This is a genomic window from Reinekea sp. (assembly GCF_046710285.1).
GTDB lineage: Bacteria > Pseudomonadota > Gammaproteobacteria > Pseudomonadales > Natronospirillaceae > Reinekea.
This window is the reverse complement of record NZ_JBKEGY010000007.1, coordinates 20318-41423: the sequence shown is the minus strand read 5'-3', so window position 1 is coordinate 41423 and position 21106 is coordinate 20318. Positions and strand designations below refer to the sequence as shown.

General features: G+C 44.1%; 16 protein-coding genes and 2 tRNA genes. 13 read left to right on the top strand and 5 right to left on the bottom strand.

The window, feature by feature from the left end; translation table 11 throughout:
• Positions 1–137: 137 nt before the first annotated feature.
• The 11 genes from gyrA (at position 138) to gndA (ending at position 11767) form a co-directional block, all read left to right on the top strand.
• Complete coding sequence (gene gyrA / locus ACI882_RS06825; protein WP_411744931.1) at positions 138–2795, top strand: DNA gyrase subunit A; 2658 nt, start codon at positions 138–140, stop codon at positions 2793–2795.
• A 183-nt stretch (positions 2796–2978) separates the two neighbouring features.
• Positions 2979–4097, top strand: coding sequence for a prephenate dehydratase (gene pheA, locus ACI882_RS06820; protein ID WP_411744930.1), 1119 nt, complete (start codon positions 2979–2981; stop codon positions 4095–4097).
• Entirely contained in the window at positions 4098–5015 is a 918-nt protein-coding gene (locus ACI882_RS06815; RefSeq protein ID WP_411744929.1) for a prephenate dehydrogenase/arogenate dehydrogenase family protein, read from the top strand.
• A gap of 15 nt (positions 5016–5030) precedes the next feature.
• Complete coding sequence (gene cmk / locus ACI882_RS06810) at positions 5031–5714, top strand: (d)CMP kinase (RefSeq protein ID WP_411744928.1); 684 nt, start codon at positions 5031–5033, stop codon at positions 5712–5714.
• A gap of 323 nt (positions 5715–6037) precedes the next feature.
• Positions 6038–7720: a 30S ribosomal protein S1 gene (rpsA, locus tag ACI882_RS06805; RefSeq protein ID WP_411744927.1), complete on the top strand. Its 1683-nt coding sequence runs from the start codon at positions 6038–6040 to the stop codon at positions 7718–7720.
• Between the two features lie 370 nt (positions 7721–8090).
• Positions 8091–8405, top strand: coding sequence for an integration host factor subunit beta (gene ihfB, locus ACI882_RS06800; protein ID WP_411744926.1), 315 nt, complete (start codon positions 8091–8093; stop codon positions 8403–8405).
• Between the two features lie 30 nt (positions 8406–8435).
• Positions 8436–8630: a LapA family protein gene (locus ACI882_RS06795; RefSeq protein ID WP_411744925.1), complete on the top strand. Its 195-nt coding sequence runs from the start codon at positions 8436–8438 to the stop codon at positions 8628–8630.
• Positions 8631–8643: 13 nt separating this feature from the next.
• A complete protein-coding gene (locus ACI882_RS06790; RefSeq protein ID WP_411744924.1) occupies positions 8644–9756 on the top strand; it encodes a hypothetical protein in 1113 nt (370 codons plus the stop codon).
• 78 nt (positions 9757–9834) lie between these two features.
• Positions 9835–9910: transfer RNA gene (locus ACI882_RS06785), tRNA-Glu, on the top strand.
• Positions 9911–9984: 74 nt separating this feature from the next.
• Positions 9985–10059: transfer RNA gene (locus tag ACI882_RS06780), tRNA-Gly, on the top strand.
• Positions 10060–10264: 205 nt separating this feature from the next.
• Positions 10265–11767 carry an NADP-dependent phosphogluconate dehydrogenase gene (gene gndA / locus ACI882_RS06775; RefSeq protein WP_411744923.1) on the top strand — a complete coding sequence of 501 codons (1503 nt, stop codon included), beginning with the start codon at positions 10265–10267 and terminating at the stop codon, positions 11765–11767.
• A 37-nt stretch (positions 11768–11804) separates the two neighbouring features.
• On the opposite strand, the gene ACI882_RS06770 is transcribed toward gndA, so the two are convergent.
• Entirely contained in the window at positions 11805–12893 is a 1089-nt protein-coding gene (locus tag ACI882_RS06770) for a DUF3524 domain-containing protein (protein WP_411746612.1), read from the bottom strand.
• Positions 12894–13176: 283 nt separating this feature from the next.
• Between ACI882_RS06770 and ACI882_RS06765 the strand changes: the two genes are divergently transcribed.
• Positions 13177–14199, top strand: a complete 1023-nt coding sequence (locus tag ACI882_RS06765; protein WP_411745087.1) for a Gfo/Idh/MocA family oxidoreductase — start codon at positions 13177–13179, stop codon at positions 14197–14199.
• A gap of 51 nt (positions 14200–14250) precedes the next feature.
• On the opposite strand, the gene ACI882_RS06760 is transcribed toward ACI882_RS06765, so the two are convergent.
• From ACI882_RS06760 to ACI882_RS06745, 4 genes are all read right to left on the bottom strand, one after another.
• The gene (locus ACI882_RS06760) at positions 14251–15468 is read right to left on the bottom strand and encodes an ABC transporter substrate-binding protein (protein WP_411745086.1); all 1218 of its coding nucleotides are present in this window, start codon (positions 15466–15468) and stop codon (positions 14251–14253) included.
• Between the two features lie 86 nt (positions 15469–15554).
• Positions 15555–17663 carry an alpha-galactosidase gene (locus ACI882_RS06755; RefSeq protein WP_411745085.1) on the bottom strand — a complete coding sequence of 703 codons (2109 nt, stop codon included), beginning with the start codon at positions 17661–17663 and terminating at the stop codon, positions 15555–15557.
• A gap of 5 nt (positions 17664–17668) precedes the next feature.
• Entirely contained in the window at positions 17669–18520 is an 852-nt protein-coding gene (locus tag ACI882_RS06750) for a carbohydrate ABC transporter permease (RefSeq protein ID WP_411745084.1), read from the bottom strand.
• A 4-nt stretch (positions 18521–18524) separates the two neighbouring features.
• On the bottom strand, positions 18525–19379 hold the full coding sequence (locus ACI882_RS06745) for a carbohydrate ABC transporter permease (RefSeq protein ID WP_411745089.1): 855 nt from the start codon (positions 19377–19379) through the stop codon (positions 18525–18527).
• 212 nt (positions 19380–19591) lie between these two features.
• On the opposite strand from ACI882_RS06745, the gene glpK reads away from it, so the two are divergent.
• Positions 19592–21079: a glycerol kinase GlpK gene (gene glpK, locus ACI882_RS06740; RefSeq protein WP_411745083.1), complete on the top strand. Its 1488-nt coding sequence runs from the start codon at positions 19592–19594 to the stop codon at positions 21077–21079.
• Positions 21080–21106: the final 27 nt, after the last annotated feature.

Sequence of the window (21106 nt, the reverse complement as noted above, 5' to 3'; positions counted from 1 at the left end):
TGCTATTAATATATTCTCTGAAACTGTCTATCTCATTGATTTGTGGTATGATTTCGCCTTTCGTGAGTAGTTAGCGTCATCAGAAAGTAGCGCGCAGGAAATGCCTGCACACTCGATAAGAAGGATAGCGAATTAGCATGGGTGAATTAGCCAAAGAAATTCTTCATATAAACATTGAAGAAGAATTAAAACAATCATACTTAGATTACGCCATGAGCGTTATTGTTGGGCGCGCATTGCCTGATGTTCGTGATGGCCTCAAGCCTGTTCATAGGCGTGTTTTATTCGCTATGAATGTGCTGAATAACGATTGGAACAAAGCCTATAAAAAGTCAGCTCGTGTTGTGGGTGACGTTATTGGTAAGTATCACCCTCATGGTGATTCAGCCGTATATGACACCATCGTTCGTATGGCGCAGCCGTTTTCAATGCGTTACACACTGGTTGATGGTCAAGGTAACTTTGGTTCTATCGATGGTGACTCAGCGGCTGCCATGCGTTACACCGAAATTCGTATGGAGAAGTTGGCGCACTCATTATTAGCCGACCTTGAAAAAGAAACGGTTGATTATGTCGAGAACTACGACGGCACCGAACTTATCCCAGATGTTCTACCGACACGAATTCCCAATTTGCTGGTTAACGGCTCCTCAGGTATTGCGGTCGGTATGGCAACGAACATACCGCCACACAACCTTAATGAGGTCGTTGATGGTGCCTTAGCGCTAATTGATAACCCAGATATCGATATTGACGGCCTAATGGAATACATCCCAGGCCCCGATTTCCCGACAGGCGCCTATATTAATGGCCGTAAAGGAATAGTCGAAGCTTATCGAACAGGTCGTGGCCGTATTTATATGCGCGCTAAAGCCGATGTGATCGTCGATGAAAAGACCGGTCGCGAAAGCATTATCGTTAATGAAATACCGTATCAAGTTAACAAAGCTCGACTCATTGAAAAAATCGCCGAGCTGGTTAAAGAAAAGAAAATTGAAGGCATTGCCGAACTCAGAGACGAGTCCGATAAAGACGGCCTTCGTATCGCGATAGACTTAAAGCGAGGTGAGTCTGGCGATGTACTGCTTAATAACCTTTATGCTCAAACTCAACTAGAAACCGTTTTCGGTATTAACACCGTGGCACTGGTCGATGGTCAGCCAAAGGTACTAAACCTTAAACAGTTATTAGATGCGTTTGTACGTCACCGTCGTGAAGTTGTTACGCGTCGTACTATCTATGATTTGCGTAAAGCACGTCAACGTGGTCACATTTTAGAAGGCTTGGCGATTTCATTGGCCAATATCGATGAAATGATTGAGCTAATTCGTGGTTCGGCCACCGGTGCTGAAGCTAAAGAGCGCATGTTGGCGCGTAGCTGGGCCTTAGGTGATGTTTCTGCCATGTTAGAGCGCGCAGGATCAGATGTTTGTCGTCCTGAAGAGCTTGAAGAGCAATATGGCGTGCATGATGAGCGCTATAACTTATCTCCAGAGCAAGCTCAGCAAATTCTAGATATGCGTTTACAAAAGCTGACTGGCTTAGAGCACGATAAGCTCATCGGTGAATATAAAGCGATCATCGACGATATTGGTGAGTTTTTACGTATTTTGAACAGCTATGAGCGTTTGATGGAAATTATTCGTGAAGAGCTAGAGCAAGTCAAAGCTGACTTTGGTGATGAGCGTAAAACAGAAATTTTAACCTCTCGTTTAGACCTTTCAATGGAAGATTTAATCACCGAAGAAGACATGGTGGTGACAATCTCTCATGCCGGTTACGCGAAAACACAGCGTTTAACTGAGTACGAAGCGCAAAAGCGCGGCGGCAAAGGCCGTTCAGCGTCTGCCCTCAAAGATGAAGACTTTATTGAGCATCTTTTGGTGACCAGTACGCATGCAACTATTTTGTGCTTCTCTAACTTTGGTAAAGTGTATTGGTTGCGAGTGTTTGAAATACCGCAAGCCAGTCGAGCGGCGAAAGGCCGACCGATGATCAACTTATTACCGTTAGGTGCCGATGAGCGCGTTACCGCAATTCTGCCGATACGTGAGTACGATGCCGATCACTTTATTTTCATGGCGACGGCAAGCGGTACGGTGAAGAAAACTTCACTAGATTCATTCTCGCGTCCTCGTACCAGTGGTCTAATTGCATTGTCATTAGATGAAGGCGATCACCTTGTTGGTGTTGCTTTAACTGACGGCGAGCGTGAAGTCATGTTGCTTTCAGATGCCGGTAAAGTTGTTCGCTTTAAAGAAGAGAAAGTTCGTGCAATGGGCAGAACCGCTCGTGGTGTTCGAGGTATCTCTTTAGAAGACGGCCAGCAAGTTATCTCGTTAATTGTGCCAGAAGAAAACGGTACCGTATTGACTGCTTCAAAACGGGGTTACGGTAAACGAACCAGTGTTGAAGAGTTCCCAACGAAAGGTCGTGGCACTAAAGGTGTTATCGCCATGGTGACCAGCGAGCGTAACGGCGCATTAGTCGGTGCTAAGCAGGTCTTTGATGGTGATGAAGTCATGTTGATCAGTAACAAGGGCACGCTGGTTCGAACCGGTGTGGACCAAATCTCGATTCTAGGCCGTAACACTCAAGGTGTTCGCTTAATTCGAGTGGCTGAAGATGAAGAGCTCGTCAGTATTGAACGTATTGAAGAGCCTGAAGAAATCGACTTGCCAATGACTGATATCGATGGTGAAGCGTTGACTGAAGCTCCAGCGGCATCTGCCGATGAGTCTGGTAACGAAGATTTAGCCAGTGAAGACGACGCGAGCGAAGAAAGCGAAGACTGATATTAAGTTGATGTAAATGGGTTTAGCGAGTGATCACTAAGCCCATTTTATTGCGCTTTCTAGCTGCTTTGAACATTATGCAACCTAGTGCAATGCTAAGTTGCAAATATCGGGCATTGAACCAAGCGCCAACTTCACCAACAATACTGATTCGTGACCCTATTTTAATTGCTGAGAACTCTTATGTCAGACACACCTGAATCTCTAAGCCAAGCCGACGAATCCGCCTTACAGCAGCTTCGAAAAGAAATCGATCAGCTAGATACTGAAATACTGGCACTTATCTCAAGGCGAGCCAATTGCGCCATGCAAGTAGCCGAAGTCAAAATGAAGGCATCAGGCACCAGCGCCGTATTTTATCGTCCAGAGCGTGAAGCACAGGTATTAACCAGTGTCATGAAGCGCAACCCAGGGCCGCTAGGCAATGAAGATATGGCGAAACTGTTTCGAGAAATCATGTCTGCTTGTTTAGCCTTAGAAAAGCCGATGGAAGTAGCTTATTTGGGTCCTGAAGGTACTTTTACCCAGCAAGCCGCCTTGAAACATTTCGGTCAGTGGGTCAAAACCAAGCCATTACCTGCGATTGATGAAGTGTTTCGCGAGGTTGAAGCCGGTGCCTGTAACTACGGTGTAGTGCCAGTAGAGAACTCCAGTGAAGGCATTGTAAACCATACTTTAGATACCTTTATTACCTCGAATATTAAAATATGTGGCGAAGTTGAATTGCGTATTCACCATCATTTATTGGCGGGTCCAAATACCAAACGCGATAAAATTTCACGCATATACAGTCATCAGCAGAGCTTAGCCCAGTGCCGAAAGTGGTTAGACGCGCACATGCCTCACGCCGAGCGCATTGCCGTTAATAGTAACGCTGAAGCGGCTAAGCGAGTGCAGGGTGAATGGAACTCCGCCGCCATTGCTGGCGAGCTGGCCGCCAGTCTTTATGATCTAGAAATCGTTGAGTCAAAAATTGAAGATTCACCCGATAACTCAACCCGTTTCTTAATCATTGGTTCTGAGCAAGTTGGGCCTTCAAGCGAAGATAAAACCTCACTCGTAGTCTCAATGCGTAACGAGCCAGGCGCGCTGTACCACTTGTTGAAACCGTTTAATGAGTTTGGTGTTGATATGACCCGTCTAGAAACAAGACCGTCAATGACCGGCAACTGGACGTATGTGTTTTTTATTGATTTCTCAGGCCACTGTGACGACGAAGCAACCATTAAAGTGATCAATGCAATTCGAGAAACCGCCGTCGATGTGAAAGTGCTAGGTTCATATCCGAAGGGCGTTTTATAAGTGTTGGATTCAAAACCAAGCGTATTAATTATAGGTTTAGGGCTAATAGGCGCATCGTTAGGTAAAGCGTTAAGGCATGCCGGTACCGCTTTTGTTTACGGTTCTGATCAGCAGTCTAACGTGCCTGAGGTGGCTTTGACTTTTGGGGTTATCGACGAAGTTGTCGAAAATTTGGCGAATTTAAAAGAAGTTGATGTGATCGTTATGGCGGTGCCCGTAAAAGCGATAGCCTCGGTATTAACCAATATTAACCATCTACTGCCAACCGTTAAAGTACTTACCGATGTCGGCAGTGTTAAAGGCGCAGTCGTTAAACAGGTAGAAGAAGTTCTCGGTGAATTACCCGCTTATTTTGTGCCCGGCCATCCGATAGCCGGGGCAGAAAAAAGTGGTGTTGGCGCAGCAAACGTAGAACTGTTCGACAAGCACTTGCACATTTTAACGCCCTTGCCGCAAAGCAGCCCAGCGGCTGTCGATTTACTTACTCAGCTTTGGAGCTCTGTTGGCGCAGATGTTGTGACCATGGATGTCGAACGTCACGATGAAGTATTGGCCGCCACCAGTCATTTGCCTCATTTATTGGCATTTTCTTTAGTTGATACCTTGGCTAGAGAATCTGATAATAGAGAAATTTTCCGTTATGCTGCCGGTGGTTTCCGAGACTTTACGCGCATTGCCGCGTCAGATCCGACTATGTGGCATGATGTGTTTTTGACCAATCAAGATGCAACACTTAAAATTTTACGAAAGTTCCAGTCCGATTTAGCAATGCTCGAACACGCAATTGAAACATCCGATGGTGAACTATTAAAAACTGTTTTCCATCGCTCAAAATCAGCCCGTGATTACTTTACCCAAGTACTCGAGCAGCGCGAAAAAGGGGTTTCCTTTTCTGCTATCACAGATTACACCCCATAATAACGAGGAAGTACCATGCAAGTAGAAGCACCAGTCATAACGCTTGACGGCCCAGGTGGGGCGGGTAAAGGCACCGTAAGTACGCTTTTGGCCGAACGCTTAGGTTGGCAATTTTTAGACTCAGGTGCTCTGTATCGGTTAACCGCCTTGGCAGCGATGAACCACGCTATTGATATGACTAATGAGTCTGGTTTGGCCGTTGTTGCTGAGCACCTCGATGTGTCTTTTCTGCAAAATGATGGTCGTACGGTTATTATGCTCGAAAACGATGACGTTACCGAATCTATCCGCAGTGAAAAAGTGGGTTCCAATGCATCGAAGGTCGCCGCATTTAGCCGCGTCCGTGACGCCTTGTTAAAGCGCCAGCGTGCGTTTGCAGTAATGCCAGGTTTGGTTGCTGATGGCCGGGATATGGGTACCGTTGTCTTCACGCAGGCAGAGTTAAAAATATTTATGACGGCAACGTCAGATGAGCGAGCGCGTCGTCGTGTCGCACAATTACTGGCTAGCGGCGTCAATGCCGATTTCGAACAGGTGAAAGCCGACATCGAAGAGCGTGATGAGCGCGACATGAATCGAAAAACAGCACCTTTAGTCCCTGCAGAAGACGCAATTGAGCTCGATACCACTGAAATGCCTATCGAGGCGGTTGTGCGTTTTATTGAGCAAGAAGCCAAAGCGCGAGGCTTAATGTCGTAGTGCGGTTAAATTGGTCAAAAAGGCCTATTTTTTAGCTCAAAAGCACTTATTCAAGAAAGATATCCAAAAAAAGCGAAAAAACCCGTTAAAAGTCACCAAAAGGCTTGGGTTTTTGCTTTTCTTCCGTATAATACGCCACCCTGAAATCAGATGATTTGCCCACTTTTCATTACGGAAAAAGGCACTTTAACTGGCCTCAAACGTCGTTAAGACCAGCAATTTCGAACGTTTGAGTATCATTAATAGACCGTGTTAGCTGGAATGCGGAAAAGTGTCGTAAATAATTTAATTTGCGGCGTTTATAGTTTAGGAACTTAAAATACATGACTGAATCTTTTGCTGACCTCTTTGAAGAAAGCTTATTAACGATCGAAATGGAGCCAGGCTCTATTGTTACCGGTGTTGTTGTAGACATCGATTCTGACTGGGTTACTGTTCACGCAGGCCTTAAGTCTGAAGGCGTTATCCCACGTGTTCAATTTTTGAATGAAGCGGGCGAACTTGAAGTTGCCCTTGGCGATGAAGTTAAAGTTGCACTTGAAGCTGTTGAAGATGGTTTTGGTGATACTAAGCTTTCTCGTGAAAAAGCGAAGCGTGCTGAAGCTTGGTCTGAGCTAGAAGAAGCATACGAAGCGAAAGAAGTCGTTACAGGTATCATTAACGGTAAGGTTAAGGGTGGTTTCACCGTTGACGTTAAATCTGTTCGTGCATTCCTTCCAGGTTCTTTGGTTGATATCCGTCCAGTGCGTGACACTTTGCACTTGGAAGGTAAAGAGCTTGAATTTAAAGTGATTAAACTAGACCAACGTCGTAACAACGTAGTTGTTTCTCGTCGTGCCGTCCTAGAAGCAAGCAACAGCGCTGAGCGTGAAGAATTGCTTGAAAACCTACAAGAAGGCCAAGAAGTTAAGGGTATCGTTAAGAACCTAACTGATTACGGTGCTTTCGTTGACCTAGGTGGCGTAGATGGCCTATTGCACATCACTGACATGGCTTGGAAGCGTATTAAACACCCAAGTGAAATTGTTCAGGTTGGCGATGAAATTGACGTTAAAGTATTAAAGTTTGACCGTGAGCGTAACCGTGTATCTCTAGGCCTTAAGCAATTGGGTGAAGATCCATGGGTAGAAATCAAGGCGCGTTACCCTGAAGACGCTGTTGTTACTGCACGTGTAACAAACCTTACTGATTACGGCTGTTTTGCTGAGTTAGAAGAAGGCGTTGAAGGTTTAGTCCACGTTTCTGAAATGGATTGGACTAACAAGAACATTCACCCATCTAAAGTTGTTCAAGTTGGCGACGAAATTGGTGTAATGGTTCTTGATATCGACGAAGAGCGTCGTCGTATTTCTTTGGGTATTAAACAGACTGTTGTTAACCCTTGGGAAGATTTCGGTAACCGTTTCAACAAGAACGACAAAGTATCTGGCAAGATCAAGTCTATCACTGACTTCGGTATCTTCATCGGTCTTGAAGGCGGCATCGACGGTTTGGTTCACTTGTCTGACATCAGCTGGAACGAGTCTGGTGAAGAAGCTGTACGTAAGTACAAGAAAGGCGAAGAGTTGGAAACAACGATCCTTTCTATCGATCCAGAGCGCGAGCGTATCTCTCTAGGTATCAAGCAGCTAGATATGGACCCATTCGCAGCTTACGCAGCTGAAAATGACAAAGGCACCATCGTTAACGGTATCGTTAAAGAAGTAACCGCTAAAGCAGCGATCATTACTTTAGAAGAAGATATTGAAGGTACGTTGAAAGCTTCTGAAATTTCACGCGATAAAGTTGAAGATGCAAGCAACGTATTAAACGTAGGCGATGCAGTTGAAGCTAAGATTGTTAGCATCGACCGTAAGAACCGCGTAATTAGCTTGTCTATCAAAGCGAAAGACGTAGAAGAAGAGAAGAGCGCTGTTAAAGAGTTGAAGGAAAAAGCAGTAGAAGCTGCTGGCCCAACAACAATCGGCGACCTGATCAAAGCTAAACTAGAAGAAGGCAGCAACTAAGTTAGTTGTTCATTCTTTAAAAAAGCCGGCTCTAAGCCGGCTTTTTTGTGTCTCGGGTTTAATGTAGTAACGAGGCACTCTGCGCTAAGTCGGCGGACTTCCCTTGAATGGTCGCTCAAGTGCATCCTTGCAACGTTAAACTTCGCCATCCATGGCTCAGATTCCCATTCAAGGGAAATCCGCCGACTTAGCTTACTTTTTGGCTTTTTTGATAATGTCCCAATCGCAGCTCAAAATTTGTTCTATTAAGGTCCTAAACCCGAAGCCCGCAGCCCGAAGCTCAAAACCAGTCTTCACAAAAAAACCGTTTAAAAATAAATACTTGTGTTATTTTGCAAGCTGAATTAGGCTGATTATTAATCGCTTCGATATGAGGGTCGAGGAGGGTATGACAGTGACAAAATCAGAACTGATTGAGCGCATCGTCGAACGCCAAAATCAGTTATCAGTACGTGATGTTGAGCTTGCCATTAAAACCATGTTAGACCATATGGCGCAGAGTTTGGCTGAGGGTGAACGCATTGAAATCCGTGGCTTTGGCAGCTTTTCGCTGCATTATCGCTCGGCTCGTGTTGGTCGCAACCCTAAAACAGGTGAATCTGTTGAGCTAGAAGGTAAGTACGTGCCGCACTTTAAGCCAGGCAAAGAGTTGCGAGAGTCAGTAAACGATTGCCTCGAAGACTGATTAACGTCAGGTAAAGGAAATAGATACTCCGTGCGTATTGTTAAAATTATTATCTTATTGGTTGTGCTTATTCTCGGTTGGTTGATCGGTTGGTCAAATAATGCCGACACAACACTGTCTCTTTTAAACTTCCAGACACCCAATTTCCCTCTTTTCGTATGGCTATTTGTTAGCGTATTTATTGGTTTTGTCTTGGGCTTGTTGTCTAGCCGTTTATTCCGTTAAGGGCCTTTAGGTCATGAACTTAGTCGATTATTTAAAAAGACTTCTTCTTCCGTCTTTCCGTTCCAAGCGTTTCCTACTCGATCAAGCTCACTTTGAATTAACCTCATTTCAAGGCGACGTATCGGATTGGATGCAAAAATACCCAATTAACGATGACAACGTTGAAATCCACTTGGCATTAGCGGAGCTATTTCGCCGCCGAGGTGAATTTGATAAAGCCGTGGCCGTTCATGAAACCATTGCCAATGCACAACTCAGTGATTACCAAGAAGAAGATTTACTGCTTGAGATCGCCCAAGATTACTACGCTGCAGGCATTTTAGGCCATGCTGAAATTCTACTCGAACGTGTATTGCAAGATTCCGACCCAGAGCGCTCTAAAGTCGCATTTCGACTATGGTTGTCTATTTTGGAGCGGGAACAGGAGTGGGGTAAGGCAATAGCCTTGGTCGAGCAGTTTGGGCAAACGGGCTCTGGCGGTATCCGCCTTGTAAACCTTTATTGTGAATACGCCTTAGAGTTGAAAAGCCTAGGTGAGCTAAGTAGCTTAACCAAGGTGCTGAAGAAAGCTCGTAAACTTACTCTAGGAGTGCGCGCTAGCCTAATATCAGCTGAAGTCTCCACCTCCCAGAACCGCCTTAAAGAAAGTATTAAGTACTATCGTGATGTACTTATACGAGACCCGCTACGCAGTGACTTAGTGCTACCGTCGCTCAAGCACCTATCAACTGTAACCAAAACTAACCCTGCTTTAGCCGAATTTTTAAAAGGGCTGTATCAAATTCAGCCATCGGTTCGAATATTAGAAGCTCTGGTCGAAATCGGTATTGAAATGGACTCCGACTACTGGATTGCCGAAGTTGAACTACATGCCAAAGAAGGGCGCTCGAAAAAAGTCTTTGATCACTGGCTTTCAGGTATTGGCGGCTTCGATAGTCATGCACGTTACGTGGTATCAGAACTGGTGCAATCACGAAGTTTAATGCGCTTAGACCGACATAAATGCTTTCAGTGTGGCTTCCAAACCGATCAAATGATTTGGCAATGCCCACAGTGCGAGGGTTGGGAAACACTCTATTCAAGATACGAATTAAAAATTGGCCAGCAGATATCAAAACAACGGTAATATGTTGATTTCTAACAAAAAAATGTTGCATTGAGATCATTTCGCTGTATTATAGCGCTCGTTCTTGAAGCACACAGTGTCCCGTTCGTCTAGTGGCCTAGGACACCGCCCTTTCACGGCGGTAACAGGGGTTCGAGTCCCCTACGGGATGCCAAATCAATCTTAGATTAATCAAGGTTGATAATGCTAAAAAGAACAAGAATCGTCAGTGAAAGTAGCGATTCAAATGCGGGAATAGCTCAGTGGTAGAGCACAACCTTGCCAAGGTTGGGGTCGGGAGTTCGAGCCTCCTTTCCCGCTCCAAATTCTATAAAAAACCGAGTCATTTCACTCGGTTTTTTTTCGTCTGCAGCTTTCTGGCAACGTTGCTAATTCTTTAACCTTTCTCTTAGATATCTGCAACTTGCTTCAAGACTCACTCACGTACTACCTCACACAACAGTAGAGTTTTAAGCCAAAATACACCATCATAGATGCATTTCAAGTCACTTCAGTCACGGGAATCTCTATGCAGCAGCAAGCACCTATTAATGATATCGCCGTTCTGGGTTTGGGCGTTATGGGCTCAAGCCTTTCACTGAATTTAATGGATCATGGCTTTCGCGTTGCCGGTATCGATTTAAATACTTTACTTGTCGAAAAGTTAGACGCGCGAGCGGCTGCTGAAATGCCAGGTTTTTTCTCTCGTTACGACGATGTAGCGGCACTGTTAGCCAGTTTGAAATTACCACGCCGCGTTATTTTGTCGGTTCCTGCGGGTAAAGCGGTAGACGGAGCCATAGAAAGTCTATTGGCAGCTGGCCTCGAAACAGACGATATTGTAATTGATACCGGCAACAGTTTATGGACCGATTCCAACCGCCGAACTGAGCACTATGAAGGTCGTTGCCAGTTTTTCTCTACCGCCGTGTCTGGGGGCGAGGAGGGCGCTCGTTTTGGTCCTTCACTCATGGCCAGTGGTTCGCAAGGTGTTTGGCAGTACCTTGTACCGATGATGGAAGCCATTTCAGCTAAAATTGATACAAATGGTAAAGACCATCCCTCGAAGTTCGATGGTGAGCCTTGTGCAGCTTATATTGGCCCGAAAGGCTCGGGTCATTATGTGAAAATGGTTCATAACGGCATTGAGTACGCCGATATGCAGTTGATCTGTGATGGCTATCAGTTCATGAAAGAAGCCTTAGGGTTATCTAATTCAGATATTGGCCAAATATTTGAGCGTTGGAATAAAGGTGCATTAAACAGTTACCTAATGGAAATATCGGCCGATATTTTACAGCAACAAGACCCAGCTACGGGTAAAGACTTCGTCGATGTGGTTCTAGATAAGGCTGGCCAAAAAGGCACGGGCCTTTGGACCGCGTTAGATAGTTTAGAGGCGGCTATTGCCGCGCCAACCATCGTACAAGCGGTGATGAGCCGTGGTATATCGAGCCAAAAAGATTTGCGTTTAAGTCTAGCGGGCTTATACCCATCAGCTCAGCACTCAAGTTACAGTGAGTCAGAAAAAAACAAGCTAATTGATGCACTTGAGCAAGCGGTTTATTGCTCTAAGATCTGTGCTTATGCTCAAGGCTTTGCTTTAATGGCTGAAACCGCTAACCAACAAAATTGGACATTAGACTTTTCAGCGATTGCTAAAATTTGGCGCGGCGGCTGCATAATCCGTGCAGGCTTTTTAACTCATATTAGTGATGCGTATCAGCAAAATGCATCACTAGAACACTTACTGCAAAGTGAATATTTCCAACAGCAAATCAAAACTGGTTTATCGGGTTGGCGAGAGCTTGTCGCACAAATTAGTGTCACGGGCGTTGCGGCACCTGCACTGAGTGCTTCTCTTAGCTATTTTGATTCGCTAAGAAGCGGTTGTTTATCCGCGAATTTGATACAAGCGCAGCGCGATTATTTTGGTGCTCATAGTTATCGAAGAATAGACCGGCCAGAGTCTGAGTCGTACCATTTAAACTGGGCGGAATCGCCTAGGGCGGAAGTAAAAATAAGCGACTAATTTAAAGTGAATATCCTGACAACCCGCTATTTATTTTTTATTTGAATAATAGGCTGGTTATTAACTCAGCATATTTTGGCTGTAAGTTTGACTCATGAAAACTATTTACATCAGGAATAGTGGGCAATCCATTTTCTAGCCAGTTTATTAATGTATCTACCGCGCTGGTGGCTTGCTGCTCTAGAGACCCTTCACCTAAATATAAATAATTAGCCTCAAACATCTCAGGGTAACTCAACCGGTTGGGTAATAAAGGTACACAACCCGCCTCTACGGCTTCTAAGACAGCAATGCCCTGAAATTCATGAATGGCAGTGGATAAAACCACGTCGCAGGTGGTTAACATCTGTTGATATTGGTTTTTATCTTCTACAAACTGACAATGACTAATTAATTTCGATTGAAGTTGAATACGTTTGAAGCTGACCGGAACTGTTCGGAATTGTTGCCCAGTAATAATCAGTTCGAAGTTTTCTGAGTGCTTTTGTAATTTATTGATGATGCTTTCTAACAGCTCAGGGCTTTTATCCCATTCCCAGCGGTGATTCCACACAATCCGAAGTTTTTGGTTTTTTTCTGGAGTGGGCTTTTTTCCTATTGTTTGTTTTTGAATAGGCACAGCTAACACCGTGGCTTTTTGTTGCAGTGTTATTGCCAGTTGTTTCGGTACCAAGTCTGGCATTTTTTTAAGGAGCTTTTTAACACCGCTTAAAAAGGAGTCTTGGTTATATTGGCTGTTGAAAACTAGTTTATCAGCGCGAATGGCTGAATAGATTGCGGTTATTTGCCAATCTACCACGCTTTGAGGGTTGTTAGAGGCAGGGTATGCAAACTGATTGTCATGAAAGTAAAGAATGCTCGGCGTCTGCCTAAGGGCAGGGTAAATGCTTTGAACGGTCGCTAAGTCTATCGAGGACGTTGCGAGCAAAACGTCATAGTTTTGATCTAAGTGTTTTGGTGCCAGCTGGCCAATAGAAAGGGGATTACCGCGCATACGCCATGAAAAGTAACGTGGCGGAAGTGCAATGATAGACCAAGATATATCGGCAACTTGATTAACAATAAAGTCAGACCAACTGGCTTGGCTTATTGAGTGGTAACCTGAAATTAGTAATCCTTTACGCACAGAGTGCTCCAAATGGGTCATTTAAAATGTCGTTTAATTCCGATTGTAACCTGTGCAAGCTCATTTCTAAACTGAACCATTAGAAAACGTTGCCTAATGGAGTCGAATGCAACTTTGTTACATTAAACCTTTATCGTCTTTAAGAAATAAACGTTATTCTTTAGGGTGGAGACCACTGTTGTCCCATAATTTAGAAGCGGTGGGCCGCAGAACCCTGCATAAGGTCTGAGATATTTATGGGACAGCAGTGAGTGGATATAATTTTTAGAACAAGGGGTAATAGATGATTCGTACCGTAGTCATAGGGCATGGTTTTTCAGCGCAAACCTTCCACGTTCCATTTTTGTTAGCTTCACGATCTTTTATTTGGAAGGCGTCTGTTAGTTCAAAACCCGATGCCATTGCATTAGATTACCCTCAAGTTACGGTGTTGGCCTCTATCAATGATATTTCAGCAGAAGAATATGATTTAGCGATTGTTACCACGCCCAATGCGCTTCACTTCGAGCAAGTGAATGCATTACTAAAACTGGGCCTGCATGTGGTGGTTGAAAAGCCAATGGTACTCAACTTGGTCCAAGCTAAGAAATTGTATGAGGTTGCCGAGCAAAACAAAAAAACACTCACGGTTTTCCAAAATCGACGCTGGGATGGTGATTTCTTAACCGTAGAGTCGTTAATGCAGGCGAATAGAGTCGGTAAATTGGGCCGTTTCGTTTCTCGTTTTGATCGTTTTCGGCCCGTTGTTAGAGATCGGTGGCGTGAAAGCAGCGATGAAGGCGCAGGTATATTGTGGGATCTTGGGCCGCATCTCTTAGATCAAATGGTGGCTTTATTTGGCAAACCAAAGGCTATAACCGCAAATGTTAGCCACCTACGGCCTGGCGCGCTTGCCGATGATGTCTTTGAGCTGTGGTGTCATTACGCAGAGTTTGAAGTAGTGTTAGGCAGTAGTTGCTATCAAGCGGGTCCGAACTTAAGATTCAGCGTTGAAGGTGACAAAGGGTCATTTATAAAATACGGATTAGATGTCCAAGAAGAAGCTTTAAAGAAAGGAGTGGATATTCATGATGAACGCTGGGGTATAGAGCCTGAAAGTGACTGGGGTGTGTTATATGGCGAAGCCTCAAATCAGATTATTACCACCAAGCCGGGTAGTTATGAGGCATTTTGGTTTCAATTAGCGAATGCCATTACCGCAGGTGGGGCAAGTCCAGTGCCGAAAGCAGATGTATTAACAGTCATCGAATTAATTGAGATGGCGCACTTATCGGCACAGCAAAAACGAACGATTAATTTAAGTTAGCAAACAAAAAAAGGCTGCAAATGCAGCCTTTAAGTTAATAATCAGTATTTATTAACGGAATACACGTTTACGAACACGCTCTAAGTTTTCTAAGATTTTATCCAAACGATCTGGATTAATCATAAACTCTTGGAAACCTTTCATGCCTTCAGATGCCATAGCAGGGTCTGTATCGCGGTCATAAAACTGTGCAGTACCATCTGCGCCACCTAACATTTCACTGCCTTCAATCAAGAACTTGTTGTCAGCCGCACTCGCGTACTTGTTTGGTGGAAGCTGGTTAAGCACTTCATTTAGAATCGTTTGATTCTCTGCATTGGCAACATAGGCTAAGAACTTACGAGCATCTTCTTTGTTCTTTGCACGAGCCGGGATGTGTACTGTATCAGTTGGAGCGTCTTCAAACATTCCCACGCTTGGATCAATCATTGGGAACTGGAAGAAGTCATAGTTTGTGCCTTCAGGGAAGTTTGGTGTTAAGAAGTTACCCATGAGGTACATCGCCGCTTCACCATTGAACATAGGTGCTTGAGCTTCTTGCCAGCTATACGAAGCATGGTTGGCAAGGAAGTAATCACCTTCAATTAACTGTTCCCAGTTAGCAAATGTTTTACGAACGCCCGCATCGGTATAAGGGATTTTGCCATCCATTAAATCAATGTGGTAATCCAGGCCGTTGGTACGCATGTTTAAGTAATCGAACCAGCCCGCGGCAGTCCAAAGATACTTAGTACCTATGGTAATGGGTGCGATGCCATTATTTTTCAGTGTTTCACAAACAGCTAAAAATTCTTCCCAGGTCTTAGGTTCAGACAAACCATATTTATCGAACATGTCTTTGTTGTAGTACATGCCCCATTGATAGAATGAGTAAGGAACACCGTATTGCTTACCTTCTACAGTCATGGATGCTTTGGTAGAAGACATAGAGTCAGATAGGTCTTGGTCAGCCCATACATCTGAAACATCATCTAATAAGCCACGTTCTACAAAATACTTCATGCGGTTACCCGCAAACCAAAAAACAACATCTGGCGGCGAAGTGACTAGCCAGTTTCGAATGGCGCTCTTATAACCTTCGTGGTCATATTCATTCACTTTAACCGTGATATCGGGGTTTTCGGCTTGGAAACGTTCAATCAGTTCAGCCCATGCCTTCTTCGGTGCAGGGTCAGATTGGTTAGAGTTAATTACCAAGGTCCCAGCTAAAGCTTGTGACATCATGGCAATACTAATTGCACTTGCGGTAAATATTTTTTTAAGAGTCATTATCTCGTCCTTCTTTATTGTTTTTGACGAATTACATTTGTCTAAAGGGTTGTCGAAAGGTCCCTTTAAAACCTTTTTATTTTTAATTACAAGCGAGTGAGCTTAATAATTAAAACTGTTTCAGGATCTAACACTGGCAACGGTAGACCCTTGTTTTTCAACCATTCACCACTCACCTCGAAGTTATCTTCGGAAAACCATGGTGGCTTCTGTTTCATTAGGTGATGAGTGATCACAGGTTCGATAACTATTGAAACTGCATAATTTTTCTGGCTATCTAGTTTGGGCAGTTGTAAGTCACCAGGAACAGAAAACTTAGGCATTGTTTCTTGGTAAATACTTACATAGGTGTTCGCGCCTGACTGAACAGTAAAGCCTATTTGGTTTTCGTCAGGGCAAGTTAAAGGTGCTCTGATACCAGAATGAATATCTTTTCGAATATATTTATATAAGTTCAAATAACCAACAAGCTCTTCATGCTCCTGTGAGGTGAGGTGACGAATGTCCCATTCAATCCCTAAGTGACCAAACAAGGCGGTCGCTGCACGTGCTTGTAAACTGTGAGTACGGCGAGTGGTATGACTGGTATGGGGGCCAATGTGGCTGCCAAGCACTTCTGCTGGAAAAAATATGCTCGCCCACTGTTGCATGCGTTGACGTTCTAATGCGTCGTTGCAATCGCTTAGCCAAAAGCGATGGGTGTGCTTTAAAATGCCATAGTCCATTCGGCCGCCACCAGAAGAGCAAGACTCTATTTCGACTAACGGGTGGGCGCTGCGAATTCTCGCCAGTAGCGCATATAAACTGTTTACATATTTTGCATAAGAGGCTTTGCCGTTAATATCACCGGCTTGTAATAAGTCTCGGTTCATATCCCATTTTATATATCGAATAGGGTACTGAACTAGGATGTTGTCAATACTTTCAAATAAGAAATCACAAACATCATCGTTCGATAAATCAAGAACCCACTGGTTACGGCCAGTAGTTTGTTGACGATGCTCAATGCCTAAAACCCATTCAGGATGGGCCTTGAATAGGTCCGATCGCTCACTGACCATTTCCGGTTCAAACCATAAGCCAAATTCCAAGCCTTTATCTTTCAGTGTTTGTGCAAGTGGTACTAAGCCGCGAGGATAAATATCTTGATCAATCGTCCAGTCACCTAAGCCGGCGGTATCATCACGACGACCTTTAAACCAACCGTCATCAAGAACAAAGCGCTCAGCGCCAACGCCTTGTGAGGCTTCCGCTAAAGCATCGAGACCCGCTTTATTATGGTCAAAGTACACAGCTTCCCAAGTGTTTACATGAATCGGGCGTTCCATCTTAGTTGGGAAGGTTAATATGTTATCGCGAACAAAAGTTTGAAAGTTTTTGCTAATACCGCCCAAACCTTCAAAGCTCGCCGTCATATACAAAGTGGCAGCATTAAACGTTTCATTCGTGGTTAAAATTGCTTCGCCGGGCATTAAATGAATGCCAGCTTGATATTGAGATAAACCGAGTTGGTTGCGCTCTATGCGTTGGCTATGGTTACCGCTCCAGCCTAAGTGATAGCCGATACAAAAACCATGGTCGAAACTGAATTCGTTTTCTGCAACCAATAAACCAGGGAAATGATCTTGCGACGTTCGCCCCTTTAAGTTAGTTAGCTCAAGTGAACCAATTGGGAAATCACTTTGAACTGGTTGGAATTCGTTTACCCAGCGTCCAGAAAAGTGCATGATTTTTTTGAAGCTTTTAGGGATGGGCAAGGTGGTTAGCCACTGTGACAAGTCAAGGTTCTGCTCGCCTTTATTGGTGACCGCAACATCAAAGCTAAAAGCATCATTTTTAACATCGGCCACGATTGATAACACAAGTTCTAATTTAGCATGGCTATCATTAAAAATAATATCCAGTGAATGTGTATGTTGCTTGGCCTCAACATGTGTCCACTGTACTACCCAGTTTTGACCATCATGATGGCTCTTAATTGCCGGGTTTAGAAAGGTGCCACTTGCATAAGTAGACGCCAAACTAAGAGTCTGAACTTCATCCAAACCCGCCTGAGCTAATGGCGGTGTAACTAATTTATTGATTGTTGCATCATCGTAACTATTCGATAATTTTTTACCGAAATAAACAATATCAGCATCGTTGTCTTGAATACGAGCAATCAAGGTTAAGTTATTCGTGTGAAGAACAGCCATGTCTATTACCCCTTAGTTGCACCCAGAGTTAAACCTGCAATAAAGTGTTTTTGCATTGCGAAGAACAAGATTACTGGCGGTAGCGCAGCAACAATTGAGCCGGCAGAGATCAAGTTCCAAGAAGCAAGCCATTGACCGCGTAATGCGCTGATACCTGCAGTAACGGGGCGCACCTCATCACTTTGCACTAATACCAAGGCCCAGAAATAGTCGTTCCAAACAAAGGTGAAAATTAATACAGCAAGTGCAGCTAATGCTGGTCGAACTAACGGTAAAATAATTTTGTAGAATATTTGCCACTCAGAAGAACCCTCTAAACGACAGCTTTCTAAAAGTTCATCGGGTATGCCAATAATGAAGTTGCGCATAAACATCGTACAAAAACCTGTTTGGAATGCGAGGTGAAAAATAATAAGCGCCCAGACAGTGTCGTACATACCTAAGCTAATGGTTAAGTCTCGAACAGGAATCATTAAAATTTGAAAAGGTACGAAGTTGCCACCAATAAATAAGGCAAAAACAGCCAACCTTCCTTTGAATTTAAATTTTGCTAAACCAAAACCAGCCAGAGTTGCTAATAACACTGAGCCAAACATGACTGGTACGGTGACTAAAATACTGTTCAGTAGGTAGCGGCCCATATTGGTTGTGCCAAATACAGCTGAATAGTTTTGAATAAGATTAAATGATTCAGGAATCCCCCAATAGTTACCCGCATTAATGTCAGCCATAGATCGTACTGATGTCATCAATACCGCCGCTAATGGTAATAACCATAAAATAATAGTAATCGGCAGCGCTGCCTTATATGACATCTGTGTAAGCTTGCTGGTTTGTGCAATAGGTGTTGGAAACATAAAGTTAACCTCTCTCGTCTTTTAACATGCGCCATAAGAAAAAGGCGATATAGATCAACATGATCAAGAATAATACCGTGGCAATTGCAGCACCGTAGCCCATTCGATAATTGAAAATAGCTTGTTCGTACATAAAATACGCTAATACGGTAGAGCTGCCATAAGGACCGCCGGCTGTCATAGAGGCGACTAAATCAAATGAACGTAAGGCTCCGATAACCGTAACAACAATGGCAATGAAGGTTGCGGGGCGTAGTTGAGGTAAAATAACGTAACGCAGCATTGTCCAGCCTTTTGCGCCATCCATCCGAGCTGCTTCTATTTGCTCAGGGTGTAAATTGTTGAGGCCGGTTAAGAACAATATCATGGTGTAGGCTATTTGAGGCCATAAACCCGCAGCAATAATGCCGTAGGTTACTAAGGTTTCATCGGCGAGAACTGGGATTGGATCAAAGCCAAAAACACCGACAATAATTTTAAGCAAGCCGTAACCAGGATCATAAAACCAAGCGAAAACAATACCGATAATGACTTGTGAAATTACAAAAGGAAAAAAGAAAAGTGATTTAACAGCGCGAATGCCTAACACTTCTTGGTTTAGAAATAAGGCAATGCCTAAACCCAGTGGAACGGCGAGCATATAAAAAACTAGCCATAAAATGTTGTTCCAAAGGGCGGTCCAAAATTGTGGATCATAATAAAGGTCAATATAGTTTTGGATACCAATAAATATTTTCGGGCCAATTCCATCCCATTCGTAAAAGCTATAAGCAATACTTTGTGTGATCGGGTAGATTACATAAACCAGAAACAGCAGTAACGCAGGTAGCATGAATAGCCACGGTGTTAGTTGATCCATTAACGGTTTTTTATTGGTTTGTTTCACAATAAAGGCCCTTTTTATTTGTATTTATTGATTGGACAAAAATCATTATGTATTTCTATGATAACGTTTTCAAGGATTTATTTTTGTTCTTGATTTATAATTGCTAAATATTGATGAAAACTACCGTTAAACGCACCATAGGCGCGGTACTGCAAAATAGAATAAAAAAACTAGGAGGCCATTTGATGGCGCGTTACATTTTATCGATTGATCAAGGTACAACCAGCTCTAGAGCCATTTTGTTTGATGCTTCTGGTCAAATAATTCACTCCTCAGCGCAAGAGTTTCGTCAGATCTTTCCGCACAATGGCTGGGTTGAACATGACCCTGAAGATATTTGGCAGTCTACTCTACAGGTCGCTAAAGACGTGCTCTCTAGGGTCAAAAAAAGCGAAGTTTTGGGCATTGGAATTACTAATCAGCGTGAAACAACCCTAGTCTGGGATAAGCAAACAGGCAAGCCAGTTTATAATGCGATTGTGTGGCAAGACCGCCGCACCGCGGAATACTGCCAGTCGCTCAAGCAGCAGGGGGCGGAAGAGTCTATTAAGCTAAAAACTGGTCTTTTATTAGACCCATACTTCAGCGCAACCAAAATCCGCTGGATTCTTGAAAACGTTCCCGAGGCACGTCAAAAAGCCGAGCGTGGAGAGCTTATTTTCGGCACGGTTGACAGTTTTTTGCTCTGGCGGTTAACAGCAGGTGAGTCACACGCGACCGATGCGACCAATGCTTCTCGAACCATGATTTTTGATATAAATAAGCAGCAATGGGATCAAGAATTATTAGATCTATTTGACATTCCCAAGGCTATGTTGCCAGAAGTCAAAGATTGTTCAGCCCATTTTGGCGTTACCAAAGAAGATATTCTTGGCATTAGCTTACCTATTGCCGGTATAGCGGGTGATCAACAAGCTGCGCTCATCGGCCAGGCTTGTTTTACACCAGGTATGGTAAAAAGCACCTATGGAACGGGTTGCTTTGTGATCGCGAACACAGGCGATAAACCCGTTGCTTCCGCTAATAAGCTGTTGACGACCGTAGGGTATCGAATAATGGGCAAGACCACCTTTGCACTAGAGGGCAGTATCTTTATGGCCGGTGCGACCATGCAGTGGTTACGTGACGGAATAGGGATAATTGAGCATGCGAGCGAGTCTCAGGCGATGGCCGAGGAGGTCGGCGCTATTCAATCGGTTTATTTGGTTCCAGCTTTTACAGGCCTTGGTGCGCCTTATTGGGACCCAGAAGCTCGCGCCGCCATTGTTGGTATGGCTCGTGATACCGGACCCAAGGAAATAGTCACCGCTGGCCTACAGTCAGTAGGTTATCAAACTCGCGATTTAATCGAAGCAATGACCAAGGATGGCTTGGCAACCTTAAAAACCATTCGCGTCGATGGCGGTATGGTCGTCAATGATTGGGCGATGCAGTTTTTGGCAGACATACTCGATATACAGGTTGATCGGCCAGCTGTGTCAGAAACCACTGCATTAGGTGTCGCCATGTTAGTAGGGTTAACCTTGGGTTTGTATGATTCACTGGATGATCTCTCGCACCTATGGCAAGAAGAGCGCTCATTTGAAGTGAAAATGGATTCCGCGCAGAAAAATAGGCTCTACGCAGGTTGGAAACAGGCCGTTGCGGGTGTACAAACTATTTCAGGGGCTTAGTTCCCTGAAATAGTGAGTCGTTTTATT

Excerpts from the sequence above, each read along its gene's own strand:
- pheA (WP_411744930.1), top strand. The coding sequence starts at position 2,979 with ATGTCAGACACACCTGAATCTCTAAGCCAAGCCGACGAATCCGCCTTA.
- gyrA (WP_411744931.1), top strand. The coding sequence starts at position 138 with ATGGGTGAATTAGCCAAAGAAATTCTTCATATAAACATTGAAGAAGAA.
- ACI882_RS06755 (WP_411745085.1), bottom strand. The coding sequence starts at position 17,663 with ATGGCTGTTCTTCACACGAATAACTTAACCTTGATTGCTCGTATTCAA.
- rpsA (WP_411744927.1), top strand. The coding sequence starts at position 6,038 with ATGACTGAATCTTTTGCTGACCTCTTTGAAGAAAGCTTATTAACGATC.
- ACI882_RS06760 (WP_411745086.1), bottom strand. The coding sequence starts at position 15,468 with ATGACTCTTAAAAAAATATTTACCGCAAGTGCAATTAGTATTGCCATG.
- ACI882_RS06750 (WP_411745084.1), bottom strand. The coding sequence starts at position 18,520 with ATGTTTCCAACACCTATTGCACAAACCAGCAAGCTTACACAGATGTCA.
- gndA (WP_411744923.1), top strand. The coding sequence starts at position 10,265 with ATGCAGCAGCAAGCACCTATTAATGATATCGCCGTTCTGGGTTTGGGC.
- ACI882_RS06790 (WP_411744924.1), top strand. The coding sequence starts at position 8,644 with ATGAACTTAGTCGATTATTTAAAAAGACTTCTTCTTCCGTCTTTCCGT.
- ACI882_RS06745 (WP_411745089.1), bottom strand. The coding sequence starts at position 19,379 with ATGGATCAACTAACACCGTGGCTATTCATGCTACCTGCGTTACTGCTG.
- glpK (WP_411745083.1), top strand. The coding sequence starts at position 19,592 with ATGGCGCGTTACATTTTATCGATTGATCAAGGTACAACCAGCTCTAGA.
- ACI882_RS06765 (WP_411745087.1), top strand. The coding sequence starts at position 13,177 with ATGATTCGTACCGTAGTCATAGGGCATGGTTTTTCAGCGCAAACCTTC.
- ihfB (WP_411744926.1), top strand. The coding sequence starts at position 8,091 with ATGAGGGTCGAGGAGGGTATGACAGTGACAAAATCAGAACTGATTGAG.
- cmk (WP_411744928.1), top strand. The coding sequence starts at position 5,031 with ATGCAAGTAGAAGCACCAGTCATAACGCTTGACGGCCCAGGTGGGGCG.